Source organism: Stieleria neptunia (assembly GCF_007754155.1).
Taxonomy (GTDB): domain Bacteria; phylum Planctomycetota; class Planctomycetia; order Pirellulales; family Pirellulaceae; genus Stieleria; species Stieleria neptunia.
Genome location: NZ_CP037423.1, coordinates 1690566 through 1706399 on the forward strand (window position 1 = coordinate 1690566; position 15834 = coordinate 1706399).

The window sequence follows — 15834 nt, forward strand, 5'->3', positions numbered from 1 at the left end:
CACTCACTCGGACAACAACCCTATAGGGGTTGTCCGAGTGGTGTGTGTGAGAGTGTGTGAATCCGAGTGGTGTAAGGGTGGCGGTTTTTGTCCGAGTGAACGCAGGTAAATCAGAAACACTTTTTCAAAACGAAAAAGCAAAAACTGAAATCGCAAAAACGAAAAAACGGTTTTGCAAAAACGAAAACTGAAAAGCAAAAACACGATGAGCGAAACCCGAGCACCTTATCGAACGCGCCGTGCGACACCACCGGAATCGATCCGTGTCGACGTCTCGTTGGCCCGCATCCAGCCGTTGATCGCGTCGGGCGACATCACAGCGGCATACCTGGCCCGACGCATCCACGGGGCGATTGTCGACACGCTGGCTGACGTGGCAGGCTCGGCGGTCGATGGCATCCCGCCCGATGACGTGGTTGTGAGCGTGAAGCCTGACGACGCAGGTGAGGCCGGAGAGGCGTAGGTACTACTTTGAGGTCCAACGCTCGGGCCTCCAAAGGGAACAGTCACAAAAATTAGTACTGTTGACCACTAAGAAGGAATTAACCCAATGGCAAGACCGAAAGGGAAACAAATCGCCGTCACCTGCGGAGTTTGCGGCACGATTCGACACTGGCCCCCATCGAAAGCGGCGGGCAAAAAATACTGCTCGACCAAATGCCGGGACCGAGGGCGCGAGCTCGTCACAGATTGGGACTGGATCGCCGGCGGGGCGTCGGTGATTTACCGGATGCCCGACCGTTCCGATCCGATGGGGCGGGGTGTCATCGCCGATGACCGGGTGTTCCTACGGGTTGATGACGGCTGGCAAGAACTGGTTTTGCAGCGAAATACCCACTCCGCGGGATTTCGCGTTGTCGAGCGTGTTCCCATCGATGCGGCCGAGATCCCGGCCCCGACCGCCGAAACGCCACACGCGACGACTGAGGCGACGGAATGACCGATTTTGAAGCCGCCGCCCAGTGCACCATCGACCACAACCGCCGGCTATGGGCGTCGCGCCGTTTTCTGGCCGAACAGGCCGCCGCCCACCTGGACGACGCCGCGGCGATCCTGGCCGAGATCGACGACGAATGGGAGGCGATGGAAAACAACCACGCCCGATTGCGGCATCACGTCCGACGGTTGCAGCAAAAGTTGGCGACCGACGACAAGCCGCTGAGCGTCGGCGAACGGTTCGACATCATCACCCGAAAAAAGTAATTCCGCAGATCACACAACCGACTGATTTTGTTTTTCAGATGACCGCTAAAGTTCAAAACATCAACCGGGCAAAGGTGACCGTCCACACGTTCGGCGATGCCCGCCGCTGTCCAACATGCGGAAGCACGCAGCGCGGCAAGTATGGGCATTCCCGGACGTCTCGGTTGACGCCGACGAAGTTGGAGCCGTGGACCCACTTGGTCGCGAGGCGTTGCAAGTGTGCGAAATGCGAGACACCCCGAATCGATTATTTCCGAGAGATCCGAACCGATGACCAAAGCAACTAACCATCCAAACCCAATGGCGGGAATCCTGAGCGTCGGCGATGCCGCTGAAATGCTGGGGGCCAATCCGATCGACGTTCAGCGTGTAATCGCACTCGGCGAACTGGACGACAACCGCAACAAAGACGGCAACGTCGTGATGCGTGGCGACCTGGAACGATTCATGGGCCGTCGGGCACCGAACTTGAAGTCACTTCGAACCCGTGACGGATGGTTTGCACATGACCCCACCCTCGTCCAGCGTGACGAGTTTCAGCGTCGAATCCGTCGTCATGCCGGCGAACTGGCCCAAGTCACTGACGAGCAGATTGACGCGGCATACAAAGCCAACCCGCGGCAACGCCCCCTGACGTTCACGGTTGCCCCAACGAAATCGATGCGGGACTGTTTCGCAGCGGATTCAACAGGCACCCTGTTTGCCCGCAAGCCCTCTGGCGTTCCGTTGGGCGTGTCCGCAATGGCGGCAGTCTTGCGGGACGGAGCGTTGCGAGAAGTGAACCGACGTCTCGGCCGGCGCGGCATGAGCAAGGGCGGAGTCGGCAGCCGCCACGCGCTCGAGGCGCTGTACGAATCACCCGAGGCGTTCAAGGGCATCGCTGAAGCTGCCAAGTCTGCACTGACCGCCCTGGACGTGGCATTCCACGAATCCCGAAAGCCGGCATCGGCACCCGGTGAAGTCTCCATTCTGACCACCGTGAAGCTGTCGTCACTGTCGACGAACTTTGACCGTCATGTCGCGATGGCGGTTGACCTGGCGTTCTAACTTTGACCATCCGATTCTGACCCCACCCCAACCAGCAAATAAGGCAAACCCATGACTTCACTACTGGCCCGAATTCGAGGCATCCGCGAAGACGACGCAAAGGCAGTTTATGAAGACCTGCAACCCGAGCGTGACGAGTTTTTTCAGATCGCGTTGCGTGACTATCTCGGCAAGTCGAAAGACGATGACGCCGACGATCTGCTGCGTTGCATGGAGTTTCTGGAACTCGGCGACGAAGACTACCAGGATTTAGTGAGAGGCATCGGCCAAGCGATCAGTGCTCTGTCGCAACAGCAATTCCACGACGAACAAACGAAAGGCTCTGACGTGCGGTTTGTCGAAACGCAGCGGCAAATGTTCACGGCGAAAGCCCAGGCGGATCGATGCCAAAAGAAGCTGCGCGAGCTCCAAGCCCTGGCGGCGCGTGGCTCTGGCATCATCAAACAGGTAAACGAGATCACCAAAGAGCAACCGTTGATTTTCGACGACGCCGGCAAGCCTCACAAGTCGCTCAAATCGGTGATCGACGCCAGCGTCAAGCAACTGCGTGAAGCGGCGAAAGAACACGAAGCCAAAGCCGATGCAGCGATGGAAGACTGGATCACGGCGAGGCTACGCACTGCCGGCATCGAACAAGAATGAACCACGCCTAGCTCCTTTTCGGTCCCGCTCGTAGCGGGTTGGCGTGGGAACAAGGGGACGGCGGGTTGGGCGTAAGCTTGGCCCGCCGTTTTTTGCAAATGACGATCAAAAGAACAATCGGCCGGGACGTCACCGGATCGGTTGCCCGGTGATCCGGCAGTGTCGAGCGGGCGTTGTCGTTCACCGGGATTCAAACAACGGAAACCAGAAAGATGGCCGACCCCTTCGAAGAAATGAACCAGCAACTTGACGCGATGCGTGACAAGTTGGTCGATGGCGGAATCAAGCAAGTCGAAACCGGCGAGCTTGCTGTCATGTTTTACGAGTCGACGCAGATGATTGACGCATTGGAAGAAATCTCATTGCGAGGCACACAATTAACCGAGGCGATTACCGCGATCGGGAAGGCGATCAACGCCGAGTGTGAACGGCGAGAACACAAACAACCAACCCGAGGGGAAAAGTAACATGACCAGCAGCCAAAACATCGACGCGGGCGGAGCGAGTTTTGCGTTATCGCTGAAAGACGACCTGACCCGTGATCTACAATCGTCGCTGTCCAACGCGGTCAAAGCGGTGCGTGGCGTGGTCGGGGAGATCGACCGGGAGATCAAGGCCCTTGGCCGGACCATCACGGACACCGGGAAGCAAATCGCCAAGATCGGGGCTGGCGCGAGTGCGTTGGGTGCTGGCGTGACTTTCGGTTTTGCTCGTGCGACCATTGCCGCCGGCGACTTTGCCGAAACGCTTTCGATGTTTGACGCGGTGTTCAAGGATCAATCTGAATCCGTCCGGCGATGGGGCGAGAACTACGCCAAGACCGTTGGCCGATCACGGGGGCAACTGTTGCAGTTTTTGGCAGACGCCCAAGATACGTTTGTGCCGCTGGGATTCGACCGCAAGGAGGCCACCGAGCTATCTAAAACCGTCGCGAAGCTGGCGATCGACTTGGGAAGCTTTAAGAACATCGATGACGCCGACGCACTGCGTAGCCTGTTGGGCGGCATCATCGGGAACACTGAAAACTTGCGCCGGTTTGGAGTGGTCGCACAAGAGGCTCAAATCAAGGCCCAGGCGTTATCGATGGGTTTCGACCCGTCAAACCTCACAGCGTATCAAAAGGCGTTGGCCATCTTGGAACTGACGCTAGCGGGCACCCAGGACGCACAGGGTGATGCGATCAAGACCGCTGGCAGTTTCGCTAACAGCGTGCGAGCGTTGAAAGCCGCATTCGGTGATCTGAAAAACGCAATCGGCCAACCGCTCTTGGAAATCGGCACGTCGTTCGTCCAAGGGATGGCGGCGGTTATCCAGTCGATCAACACGGTACTTGAAAAGTTCCCCCTGCTGACGAAGTTTGCCGCGGGTACGGCGTTGGCCGTTGGTGCTGTCGGTGCAGCGGCGACCGGGTTGGGCGTGGCGTTGGCAACGATGGGGACGTCCCTGGCGACGTCTGGGGCGTTGCTGCTGGTCTGGACGGTGCGAGCCCAGGGTTTAACCGCAACGATGGGGAAGATGGCAGTAGCGGCCAAGACCGCCGGACCAGCGATCGCAGCGGCAACGGCAGAAGCCGGTAAGGGTGCCGCGGCGATGGCGGCGGGCGAATCGGGGGCTATGTCGTTTGGTGCTGCGTTGCGAGCCGTGGGGGCGCGTATCGCTCACGTCGCCGAGGCTATCGTCCTGGCGTTTCGGTCGAACATCTTCAAGGCCGCAATGGGCGGCATCATTCGCGGTCTGCGTAACATCGTCACAGTCGGCCGGCTTGCGGGATCTGCCATCATCGGCATCGCCAAGACTGGACTGATGGCGTTGGGGCGTCTGCTCGTTTCGCCGATCGGCCTAATCGCCGCTGCGACCGCCGCGGCGATGAAGGGGTTAGAACTGTACTACCGTCGCGCCGAACAACTGGCGAACAAACGCGGGAAGCAACTGGACATTGAGCGGGTTAAGTTGGTGCGTCAGTCGTTCATCGATGCCGGCCAAACGCCACCGCATGACCTGTTCAAAACCTTCAATCCAAACGGTGCCCGCGTCGTCAAGAATCCGGCCCCTGAGCTTGCCGCACTGACCGCGGCCCAGCGTGGTCTGGTCGATGAGATCAACGCGATGCGTTCCCCGCTGGAAACCTTCCGGGAGCGGATCAAGGCGGCAAGTGAATTGCTTAACCGGGGCGAGATCAGCAAAGATCAATTCAATGCGTTTTCTCGCCAAGAGTTTGATCGGTTCCAACAATCCGACCCGGCGACCCAGGCACGCAACAGTCTTGCCGATCAACTGCGAACGCCGGCGGAAACGCTCCGCAAGTCAATTGCCGACGCCCGAAAGTTGTTTGCCGACGATGCACAGATGATGCGTCGCGCGGTCCAGGCCGCTATCGAAACCTTTAAGGCGACCGATCCGGCGGAGCAATTGAAACAGCAACTTATGACGCCGATCGAGCGGATGCGGCAATCCATCGCCAACGCTCACAAGTTGTTCGCAGGCCAACCGGAGTTTCTTCGCCGCGCGATTGCCGCGTCCGTGAAAGAGTTTAAGGCAAGCCAACCAAGCGCCGCTGACGATCCCGGCGTGAAAGCCGCTGAGGGGATCAGGGACGCGATCAAAACCGACGCCCAACGAGTCGCCGAGAAAATGGCCGAAGCGGTTAAGTTGGTACAATCTGGCCACCTGACGAAAGCAGAGGCCCAGGCGTTCAACCGGCAATTGCGTGACGACTTTTTAGGCGATGCCCCCGGCAAGCCAAGTTTCCAGCAGATGGCGGCACAAAGTGCTCACGTAGCTGCAAACATCGGCAAGTTCGCCCCAAGCTTCGACAACACGTCATCGGAAGAAAAAGCCTACAGGCGGAAGACAATCGAACTGCAACAGGAAATGCGAAAGGAACTGAGGGACATTCGACGACGACGCCCTGCGTTTATCTGATGGATCAATTTAGAACTCGGACGGAGCTTGATCGAATCCGCGTCAAGCATCGGCTACCGCACTCCACTCTCGGCGAAATGCAGGCCGAAGTGTCGGCGTTTGTCTCCGCCGGCATGGACGTTGACGAAGCGTGTCAACTGGTTGGATTGCCCCGCCGGCTGTATCGGATCGGTGCCGCCGGCAATGAGCGGATCACGCATCTACCGACGCCGGCGGAGATCGAAGCGTTGACAATTCGCATCCGTGCGGGCGAGCGTATCTGTACCCGCCGAAGTCAAGAACGGTGGTTGAAGTACAATGAAATGATCGAAGCTGGCGACCCGGATTGCGAATCGTTCGACCTGGCCGGCCAGATCGCCGAGGATGCGTGCACCCTCCCGCCCTGGCTCTATTCCGCCGATGAAGAAAAAGAAACGCGATCGCGTGGTCGATGATTCAAACCACCTTTTGACGCTGGCCGAAGTTGCCAGAATCGCAAACGTCAAACGCGATGACGTTGACCGATGGATTGAGACGGGAGGTTTGAAGTCGTTCCCGATGCCGGGGTCCACTCGGCGACGTGTGAGGCGTCGAACGTTGAATGCGTTCCTGGCCGAGCTGCGGGAGTGAAGTACTCCGCCGCCGGATCCGGTGACGCGGCCGGCGGTGACGCGATGGCGGCAAAATGCGATTTGTGTTGACACCCGCCGCGGATCTGGCGTAGATTGTTGGTGCTGTTGATCGGGCCTAGTAACCCGGTCGACTTGGCCCTGACTTGTGAATGTCAGTGGCGACGAAGCAAAGAACTACCATTCTGAAACCATTGAGAAATGATTAAGCCGCAAGATTTGGGGGAGTCATCCCGAGCTTTGAACCAGCATAGGCTGGCGAGCGACGGACCCGACCGGGAGTAGTTCCCCGGTTACTACCAGGTCTTGCGGCTTAATCGTGCGCGGTCCGAGAGGTCCGCAAGGAGTCATCGAATCGATGGCCTATTTATCCCTTACCGAGGGTGCCCGGCGTGCAGGCGTTCATACCGATCGCGTCCGCAAGCTTGTCAAAGCCGGCATCATCCAGCGGTATCGCGTCCCCGGTTATTTGTATCCGGTAATCCGTGAATCAGACGTGGCCACCATCCGGCGGGAATGCCCTGCCCGGTATCTGCCACCGGTCGAAGTTGTGATCGGCGTTCCCTTTCGCGATCCGACGCCCCAAGAGATCCGGGAGCGTTGCCGCGTAATCCGCGAAGCGGCGCTACAGCGTATCCCGGACCCACGAACTACGCATTACGCCGACACGCCAAAGCCGCCGGCCATCCCATCGGCCGATGCGATCCTACGGCGTTTCCGTGAGCGTGCGGTGCGTCATGTACGGCGACGATCACGACGGCAACTGCGGATTGCCGGTTGAGTTGCTTGTGCGCAATCGTGCACATTCCAAAAGTTGCCGCCGGTGACAACTTTCAAAACTTCACCGGCATCACGTCCCAAACCAAAAACAAACTGATTCATAAGGCCGAAACTATGCAAGCCACTGTTGAACTCAAAAATCTGTCCCAAATCCGCCAACGCCGCATCGACATGCACAAGGAGCGGCAAGCGATCGCAGCCGAAGCAAAGAAGCCAACCCGCCCGTTGGCCGTTAAAGTCGCCGAGGCGAAGAAACCCAAGGTCAAACTGGTCTACACGGTCGAGCGTCTGGAACGCTACGACGTCGTGCTCGGCACCCTGGAACGCCTGGCGATCGATCAGCCATTGGACGCCCAGCCGTTGGCCAAAGCGTTGCTGGCAAGCTTGCTGCGTCTGTCATGGGCGCGAGTGTCGGGCAAGCCTGCGACCAATCCCGACCCCTGCGACGTCCCGCACAAGTTGTTCCTCCGCCAAGCGATCACCAAGCCGGCGCTTAAGCGGCTGCAATTCGCGATCAAGAAGAACGCCACGACATCGAATCTGCTGGAATGCTGCAAAGGTCTGTTGATCTGGTTGGCGTCCGATCCTGACGCCGTGCTGGCGTGATGACAACAAGCCCCTGACCTGAGACGGGGGCACGGGACCGGCGGGATCTGGTCGCACTGTTGCCGCACTGCGAACGCTCCGCCGGTCTTTTCTCCGAACACTGAAACCGATCACCAAGGCGAACCCATGAAGATCACCGAAACGCGAAACGGCTACCGGGTCCAGGCCAGCACCCAACGAGAGAACCCCGCCATTGCCGCTATGGTCGCGTTGCTGGCGATGGCTCCCGAGATCACCGACGACGAACGCCATCGGCACAGCGAGCTAGCAGACGGCCAAACGTGGCGGAATTGGTGCGAGATCCCGGCGCGGATCTGGTCGGGACCGATGGCGGCGATGGCTGGCGGATTGGACAACTGACGAAAAAACGTAATAATCCAAGCGGGCTAGGCTTAGCGGCCGAACCGCCGGAAACCTTCACCGGCTTGCCCCGCTTTTTTTTGAAGGGACAACATGAAGGGGTTGTCACAGTGAAGATCAAAAAACAGGGCGGACAGAAGCGGGCCGCTATCTATCTGCGTATGTCATCGAGTCCACAAAAGGACTCAATTTCTCAACAGCGTGAAGCGTGTCTCTTATACGCCAGCGACACCGGCTATCAGATTGTTGGCGAGTACGCAGACGAAGCGATCAGCGGCGTATCGTCCGAGCACAAGCGGAACGGTTTTCAAAAGCTGGTCACGGATGCCGAAGCGGGGCAGTTTGAATACGTCGTCTGCTGGTCGCAAAGCCGCGCGAGTCGATCGAAACCACGTCAATTCGTCGCCGAGATGAACCCCTTGGCTGACGCTGGCGTGAAGTTGGTTTTCACCGATCGCGGTGTCGTGGACATGGACGACCTACCGGGGTTCCTTATGTCGACGATCGACGCGCACAGTAACAACGACTACGTGATGAAGATGGCCCGTGAAGTGGTCCGCGGCCAGAACGACAAGCGAGCCGCCAAGGGGCTTTGGGTTGCTGGTCGCCCTCCATTCGGTTTGGCGACCGTGAAGGGTGGCAAAATCATTGTCGGAGATCCTGACGACGCCGAGACAATCCGCCTTATGTTCAAGTGGTACGCCGAGGGATTCAGCGACCGGAGTATCGTTCACAAGCTTGCCGATGAACGGGGCGTCACCAAAACGCAGCGATTCGTTCAAAAGGTTCTGACCAACCCGCTTTACGCCGGCGACTACCGTTGGAACGCCAATAGCAGCGGGCGGTTCTTTGCACTGCGTGACGGTCGGGTCACAAAAGACTTTGAAACCGGCAAGAACGCCGAAGCTGACGTCGTGTTCATCCCGAACAATCACGAAGCCATCGTCGACCGGGAGCTATTCACTCGCGTTCAAATGATGCGTGCCGAGCGATCGACCAAGACAACCCCGTTCCGCAACGGCGGCGAGCACCTGTTGACCGGATTGTGCCGATGCTCAAAGTGCGGGCAGAAATTCACCGGGCACCGATACAAGGGCAAGAACGGCAACCCCGACCGGCTTACCCTGTCATGCAATGGATACCGGCAAGGCACCTGCCAAGCTAACTACGTAAATCAGCGCGACGTCGTGGCGTCAGTGGTCGCGTCATTCGATCAACTGATTGATCAGGACAAGGCCGATGCACTGCGGGAGGCCTACGCCGATTCATTGCGAGACGATCGCCCTAGCGTCAACGTGAAGGCCCTGAGAGCGTCTCTCGCGACCGCACAAGCCGACTACGACAATCTACGCGGCAAGCTGGCGAAACTTCCTGACGATCTGCTGGCAGACTTCACCGACGATCTGCGAAAGAAGAAAGCCCAGATTGAAAAACTACAATCGCGAATCGACGCGGCAAGCGTGCCCGAAGTCGATCAGTTAAGCCGATTCGATGAACAGCTAGACATGCTCGGCGACGTCGTGGGAGAACTGAAAGCCGCTATCGCCGAAATAGCCGATACCGAACCGAGGTTAGTTCGAAACTTGCTGGCGACGATCTGCGAGTCGATCAAGCTGGATGTGACCGACCGAGGAAAGGGCAAGTCGCCAAGGTTCGAATTGATTGATGGTGAAATCACCGTGAAACCTGGATTTAACTTGATACCCGCTTCCTAAAGCTGGTGTCGCAGGTTCGAATCCTGCCGGGGGTGCTGAGGATGGCAGGTGTTGGCAGCAAGACAAGAAAATGGGTGACAGGAAAATGGCGTGCGTGTGCCCCGCATCGTTTTCCATTGGCAGGCCCATTCCGCCAGCCGGCCCTCTCGTTTCAGCAACCCATTTTCTTGTCACCTATTTTCCTGTCTCTCGAATTCTGACCCGACGCCTCATTTTTCTGCCCACCATTTTTCTGCCATCTCTGAGCAGCGGTTTCGCTGGACGAAAGGCCATGCAAAATGCCCGGACGTTAAGATTGGTTGCAGGATTGCCGCGTTGGCGGATAGGCTTGATCGGTCGGGTTTACGTCTCACAGGTGGGTGTGTCATTGATGTATCACGGGTCTTTTGTCGGTCTGTTGACCGTCTTGCTTTGCAGCGCCGGTTCTTTGCGCGCCCAAGAAAATGACGTCGGGTCGGATTCCACAGACGTAACGCTGGTCACGCAGCGAATGCAAGTGATGCGCGATCATGCGATGGCGATTCAGTTTCGTTCGAGTAACGCTTCGCATGCCAAACAAGTTCGTCCAGAACCGTTGTTCCGGTACGACGATATTCCTCGCGGCTATTTGGATGGTGCGGTTTGGCGCTGGGGGGAAACCGGGCGACCGTTAGCGATCGTCACGACGGAACTTCATCCGAAGTACTTGGGTGCCGGGCCACGCATCGTTTACGATTTTCTGTCGTTGGCAGACTTTCCGTTTACGGCGACGTCAAGCCATTGCCAGTGGCAACCGTCCATGTCCGCGGTCCAGTTCAAACAAATGGCCGATGCACCGTCCCCCGTGGCGACCGCGGCGGGTCGAAAGATTCAAATGAATCGGCTGATCCAAGGCTTCGTCGCGTCGCAGGTCGTCAGCGCAGAGACGTCCGATACCAAACGGTTGAAATTGCGACTGCTGCCCCGACCGATCGACGTCTACCAACCAGACGGACCGGACAGCAACGGTGCGGTCTACTTGTTTGTCGCAGGACGAATGCCCGGTGTGATCGTGTTTCTCGAAACCGACGGTCAAACATGGACGTACGGTATCGGTCGCCTGTCCGCTCCCAGCACCTTGGTCGTCACTCTTGACCAAACCGAGGTTTACCGGGTGCCACCGAACTTCGGGACTTGGAGCGGTGGCTACAACGCAAGCAATGCGCCGGTCGACATCCCTGGGATCGATCGATCACGCTAACGAACGATTTGCAAATCTGATTTGATTTCTGACAGGTCGATCGCATGTCATTCCGTGCGTGTATAAACAGCCGGGTACACAAACTCGGGCTGCTTGGGCGGACACAGATACGTGAATCGTTCGCTCACCGGTTTCCCCTCGTCGACGAGTTGGACGGCCAGTTCAGGCGGTGATTCGCCCTCCAGCTGGAAAGTCAAACCGACCAGCAGGTCGCCCGATTCAGTTCGTTCTACCGACTTGCGTAACAGCGATGCGCGCATCAGTTGAACATCCACACCCATGTGGGCAAGCACATGGGCTTTGTCGAGCGGTGTTCCTGAGAATCGAATCGTCATGTCAATCGACTGCTCATCGGAATCACGCTTGACGTCAAAATGAGTCGCACGGGCAACGTTGACTTGACGGCCGTAGTCCCCGGCAAAGAAACTCACCGTGTAGTTCAATTGGACCGGCTCGTCCACCGTCGGCTTCGAATCGGGGACCCAGTAGGCGGCAATATTGTCGACGCCTTCATGCGCTCCCGGCAACTCCAACAATTCAATCACGCCATCGGTCCATGCTTCGTCCGTCGTTACCCACACGCTGGGACGAAGGTCATAACGTGCATTGTGATCATCATAGTGGTAGAAGGATCGATTTCGCTGCATCAATCCGAATCCGATCAATTGATCAACGGCGATGCGGCTGACCGAGGGATAACTTTGTCGCGCAAAGGCGCGCCAGGTCCACTCGCTCGCATCGTCTGACGACGACGCGTCTGGATCTAACTGATTGGAGTGCCGCCGGTTTGTGGTTGCGTTTCGATGTTGCACGAGCAATCCGTCGCTGTCGTGGACGGCCGGGCGAGCATCCTTGGGCGGTCCGTCCAGCCCGTCACCCCAGATCCACATGCTGGTCAACGGAGCCAGCGCGACCTTGTCCGGGGTGCTGCGAAAGTGAAGCGTTGATTCGACCTGCAATTGGGATTCGTGCATGCCCGGTGTCAGTTCAAACTTGTACGCACCCGCCACACTGGGGCTGTCCAACAGTGCAAGCACGGTCACACGATGTTGGTCGTGCTGTGGTCGGATCACCCAAAAGCCGCGAAAGAAGGGGAACTCTTCCTCACGGTTCATCGCGATGTCGATTGCCAACGCTCTTGCGGAGGCCCCATAGTGGGTTGCACCGCTGCGGCCGCGAAAATAGCTGGCCCCGAGAAACGTCAATAATTCCTGACCGCCGCTCATCCCATCGATGGTGCTGACCAATTTCAATCCTGCATGTCCCGCATCGCAGGGAATGGCATCCGGAATCAAGGGTGGTTGATACTGGAAATCTGACTTCGAAAACATCACCTCCTGTGTTTCGCCATTGCTGATTGTGAAGATGCGAACCTTGTCGCGTTGGACAAATCCGCGGTGAAAGGTTTCCAGTGAGGTCGGCCGTTCGTTCCACCAGACGGCATGCTTGGGCCGGAATGAGATCCGCCGATAGTCATCGTACTGCATGCTCGCCAAAACCTCCGGCAGGACCGATCGCGGTGTCGCCGGACCGTCAGCAACCTGCCGAGCGAGGGTGCACAAACTGCCATAGTCGACGACATCTGTCCATTGGCCAATCGATCGGTCGGACGCTTGTGACATGGGGGGGCAACCGATCGTGACCAAGAGGATGAGTGGGACCATGACGAAACGCAGATGAACCATAGCGGACTCCATAGAACGAAAGCGGCAGAACGTGAGCGGCCAATGCATTGCGATAGCAAACCCGATTCAGTCAATCGACCGCCGCCAGAACGGCGAACGACATTTGAATCGGTTCACAAAGAATGTGAGCCAGCCACGGCTTTGCAATCCCCATGCCGATGTTGAAACGACCGATGGCCATCGGTGTTGGTTGAGATTCGAGCAGGCGTTGCTCGTTTGTCGTCCACCCGACGCAGCCTGCCCGACGGCAAACGATTCCATCTCAGTGAAATTGAAATGAAGCTTCCGCGCGGAAAGAAATTGGAGCAGGGTCACTCTTCCGCTGCAGGCGGTTAGACGGGGACTTAGTTTCCCCTAGCAAGTGAACTTTCTTTCGTCTCGGCCTGTGTCGTTAGGCGATGTGCCGCGGAAACAATATCAATGCTCGCGATCGGCACGCCGTTTGAAGTTGGGGGCAACAAGTGTGTCGAACTTTTCCACCCGTGTCCCCGTCGATCGGCGGACACCTTGTCTTGACTTTGTCTTTGGAACTGAACCCATGTTCGTTGCTTTTGATACGAATCTGAATCCTCAACCTGTTGTCTTCTTAAGCCACCCGGCAGAGATTCAACAACCGGTTTCGCTTGTCACGTTGATTGAACGATACCTTGATGCCAGCGGATCTGCTGATCGCCGGTCGAACCACTCGATCGCCGTTCTGATCGCCGAGCGAACAGAGCGAGTTTGCGGTGAGCAAGGTGATCTGATTCGTACCGCACTTCGATTGGCCGCCGACCAGGTTGCCAGCACGGGAAACCGGCAGGTCGTGCCGTCGCCACAATGCAGTGTGATGCAACCGGCGCAACCCGTTCGCCGCGCCGCACCGCTGCGACTGAGTTGGTGGACAGGTTTGATTCTGTCGTACCGCTTCACCGCGTCTACGAGTGCCGGTACGCGATAGCGTTGCTGCCTTGACGGTTTTCAGCGTTCGGCTAAGTCTCTCGGTCTAGGTGAAGTATGGATAACTCAGTGAAAACTTCCAACTCATCCGTTCGCGTCACGGTCATCATGTTGTCGCTCGGGTTGACTGCGGTTGCGACGGCTAGCGACCTCGTGATCGTGGGACGCAGCAGCGGGATCAATCTGTTCGAAGCATTCAGCGCAGCAATCTTCGCGTTGTTGTTTGGTTGGATTGCATTTTCGTTCGTGCTCGCAACGCTCGGGTTTCTCTCGCTGCACGGTCGGCGTCGCGCGTCGACGAAGTTAACGCTGCCAAACGCGTCGAGCCTCGATCCGGATAAAAAAGAGGACGCCCAATCGCTGCGTACTGCGGTGTTGATGCCGGTGTACAACGAAGCGCCGGAACGCGTGATCGCAGGGATCGAAGCGATGATTGGTGATCTGCGCACGTACGATGCGACGGATCAATTCGACTTTTATCTGCTCAGCGACACCACGCAATCAGAAGTCTGGTTGCAAGAGGAGTTGGTGTGGTCTCAGTTTGTCCAACGCGTTCCCGATTGCCGGGTGTTTTATCGGCACCGGCCGCACAACAAGTCGCGCAAGGCAGGTAATATCGCTGACTTTTGTATCCGCTGGGGAGCGAGTTATCCGTACATGATCGTTTTGGATGCGGACAGTTTGATGTCGGCTGCAACAATGCTGGAGATGGTCGCGCGCATGCGAGCGGACACCCAGTTGGGAATTCTTCAAGTTCCCCCGGCGCCGGTCGGGCGAAATTCCTTGTTCGCGCGTCTGCAACAGTTTGCGGCGCACGCGTACGGTCCGATTTTTGTCGCCGGATTCGCCAGGTGGGCAGGTGATGACGGAAACTATTGGGGACACAACGCGATCATCCGTGTGCGAGCTTTTTTGGAGCACTGTGATTTGCCGGTGTTGCCAGGAAAAGAGCCATTGGGTGGAGCGATCCTCAGTCACGATTTCGTCGAAGCGGCGTTGATGGTGCGATCGGGATGGAAGGTGCAGATCGCGACAGACTTGCAAGGAAGCTTTGAGGAATGTCCGACCACGCTGGCAGATTATGCCCAACGCGATCAACGATGGTGCCAGGGAAATTTGCAGCACGCTAAATTGTTGACGGCCGAAAACTATCGGACGCTCAGCCGATTTCACTTTGCCAGTGGTGTGTTGTCCTACGCCGCATCGCCGATTTGGATTGCATTCATGATGCTGTGTGTCTCTGGGATGCTTTATGACCACTGGATCCACCAGGCGGGCGCCATTGCCGACGATGCCGTGTCGATCGGGGCGATCACGCTGTTTTCGATTTCCATGATCGTGTTGTTCCTGCCCAAACTGTGGGCCGTGATCCATGTCTTGTCGGACCACGCTCGGGTCAAAGCGGTCGGAGGGGCAATGCGTCTGATCTCAAGTACGGTATTGGAGTCGATGTTTTCCGTTTTGTTGTCCCCGATTATGGCTCTCTATCATAGTTGGTTCGTGTTCGCAGCCTTGATGGGAACGAGTGTGAGTTGGTCGACGCAGAATCGCAACGAACATTGTTTGCGGTGGGAAGAGGTCACGCGACAGTTCTGGACCTTCACCGCAATGGGCTTGGCATTGACCGCTTTGATCGCATGGTGGATGCCGCCCTTGCTGGTTTGGTTTTCACCGGTGTTGATCGGGCTGGTTGTGTCGATTCCGTTGGCGAAACTCGCGGCAAGTGTCTCAGCGGGCAAGGCACTCAAACGTGCCGGGCTGTTGCTGATTCCTCAAGAGACGGAGCCCTGCGACGTCATTCGGAATCACCGCCACGCCCTGGAGCGATTGGAGGCCGAACGCGCCTCGACCGGCGAGTTGTTTGAGAGGTTTATTAGCGAACCCTCGCTGCATGCACTGCATCAACGGATCCAACTCGCAAGCGACGCCAGTGTGACCATGCACGCCGACGATGCGCGTGAGCTTCGCCATGTGATCGATGTGGGCGGCGTGCGGTCGATTCCCCCGTCGTTGCAGCGTGCATTGCTGTTGGATTGTGAGGCGTTTCGTGAATTGCATTTGGACGTCGTGCAACAATGGCAACTCCAGGCCGCTGACCACGAATGATC

Annotated in this window: 17 protein-coding genes; 16 read left to right on the top strand and 1 reads right to left on the bottom strand. The window is 57.6% G+C overall.

The annotated features are described in order from the left end of the window. Window positions 1-205 precede the first annotated feature (205 nt). The 14 genes from Enr13x_RS05840 (at window position 206) to Enr13x_RS05905 (ending at window position 11102) form a co-directional block, all read left to right on the top strand. The gene (locus Enr13x_RS05840) at window positions 206-463 is read left to right on the top strand and encodes a hypothetical protein (protein WP_145385146.1); all 258 of its coding nucleotides are present in this window, start codon (window positions 206-208) and stop codon (window positions 461-463) included. An 87-nt stretch (window positions 464-550) separates the two neighbouring features. Next, window positions 551-940 carry a hypothetical protein gene (locus Enr13x_RS05845; RefSeq protein ID WP_145385147.1) on the top strand — a complete coding sequence of 130 codons (390 nt, stop codon included), beginning with the start codon at window positions 551-553 and terminating at the stop codon, window positions 938-940. Then, the gene (locus tag Enr13x_RS05850) at window positions 937-1203 is read left to right on the top strand and encodes a hypothetical protein (protein WP_145385148.1); all 267 of its coding nucleotides are present in this window, start codon (window positions 937-939) and stop codon (window positions 1201-1203) included. Before Enr13x_RS05845 ends, Enr13x_RS05850 begins: the two co-directional genes overlap by 4 nt. A gap of 270 nt (window positions 1204-1473) precedes the next feature. Further along, the gene (locus Enr13x_RS05855; protein ID WP_145385149.1) at window positions 1474-2250 is read left to right on the top strand and encodes a hypothetical protein; all 777 of its coding nucleotides are present in this window, start codon (window positions 1474-1476) and stop codon (window positions 2248-2250) included. 51 nt (window positions 2251-2301) lie between these two features. Beyond that, window positions 2302-2892 (top strand): hypothetical protein, encoded by a 591-nt coding sequence (locus tag Enr13x_RS05860; protein WP_145385150.1) that lies wholly within the window; start codon window positions 2302-2304, stop codon window positions 2890-2892. Between the two features lie 212 nt (window positions 2893-3104). After that, the gene (locus Enr13x_RS05865; protein WP_145385151.1) at window positions 3105-3359 is read left to right on the top strand and encodes a hypothetical protein; all 255 of its coding nucleotides are present in this window, start codon (window positions 3105-3107) and stop codon (window positions 3357-3359) included. Window position 3360: 1 nt separating this feature from the next. Next, window positions 3361-5814 carry a hypothetical protein gene (locus Enr13x_RS05870; protein WP_145385152.1) on the top strand — a complete coding sequence of 818 codons (2454 nt, stop codon included), beginning with the start codon at window positions 3361-3363 and terminating at the stop codon, window positions 5812-5814. Continuing rightward, complete coding sequence (locus Enr13x_RS05875; RefSeq protein ID WP_145385153.1) at window positions 5814-6248, top strand: hypothetical protein; 435 nt, start codon at window positions 5814-5816, stop codon at window positions 6246-6248. The genes Enr13x_RS05870 and Enr13x_RS05875 overlap by 1 nt, the downstream gene beginning before the upstream one ends. Then, window positions 6214-6423: a helix-turn-helix domain-containing protein gene (locus tag Enr13x_RS39650; RefSeq protein ID WP_197455825.1), complete on the top strand. Its 210-nt coding sequence runs from the start codon at window positions 6214-6216 to the stop codon at window positions 6421-6423. Before Enr13x_RS05875 ends, Enr13x_RS39650 begins: the two co-directional genes overlap by 35 nt. A 357-nt stretch (window positions 6424-6780) precedes the next feature. Next, a complete protein-coding gene (locus Enr13x_RS05885) occupies window positions 6781-7203 on the top strand; it encodes a hypothetical protein (RefSeq protein WP_145385155.1) in 423 nt (140 codons plus the stop codon). A gap of 17 nt (window positions 7204-7220) precedes the next feature. Beyond that, on the top strand, window positions 7221-7808 hold the full coding sequence (locus Enr13x_RS05890) for a hypothetical protein (RefSeq protein ID WP_145385156.1): 588 nt from the start codon (window positions 7221-7223) through the stop codon (window positions 7806-7808). 126 nt (window positions 7809-7934) lie between these two features. Continuing rightward, window positions 7935-8168 (top strand): hypothetical protein, encoded by a 234-nt coding sequence (locus Enr13x_RS05895; RefSeq protein WP_145385157.1) that lies wholly within the window; start codon window positions 7935-7937, stop codon window positions 8166-8168. 110 nt (window positions 8169-8278) lie between these two features. After that, window positions 8279-9883, top strand: coding sequence for a recombinase family protein (locus Enr13x_RS05900; RefSeq protein ID WP_145385158.1), 1605 nt, complete (start codon window positions 8279-8281; stop codon window positions 9881-9883). Between the two features lie 370 nt (window positions 9884-10253). Further along, entirely contained in the window at window positions 10254-11102 is an 849-nt protein-coding gene (locus Enr13x_RS05905) for a hypothetical protein (protein ID WP_145385159.1), read from the top strand. Window positions 11103-11149: 47 nt separating this feature from the next. Here Enr13x_RS05905 and Enr13x_RS05910 read toward each other — a convergent pair whose 3' ends face one another. Continuing rightward, window positions 11150-12724 carry a glucan biosynthesis protein gene (locus Enr13x_RS05910; protein ID WP_231744117.1) on the bottom strand — a complete coding sequence of 525 codons (1575 nt, stop codon included), beginning with the start codon at window positions 12722-12724 and terminating at the stop codon, window positions 11150-11152. Between the two features lie 601 nt (window positions 12725-13325). Between Enr13x_RS05910 and Enr13x_RS05915 the strand changes: the two genes are divergently transcribed. Further along, window positions 13326-13727, top strand: coding sequence for a hypothetical protein (locus tag Enr13x_RS05915; RefSeq protein ID WP_145385161.1), 402 nt, complete (start codon window positions 13326-13328; stop codon window positions 13725-13727). Between the two features lie 68 nt (window positions 13728-13795). Further along, a complete protein-coding gene (gene mdoH, locus Enr13x_RS05920; RefSeq protein ID WP_197455826.1) occupies window positions 13796-15832 on the top strand; it encodes a glucans biosynthesis glucosyltransferase MdoH in 2037 nt (678 codons plus the stop codon). The last annotated feature ends 2 nt before the right edge of the window (window positions 15833-15834 follow it).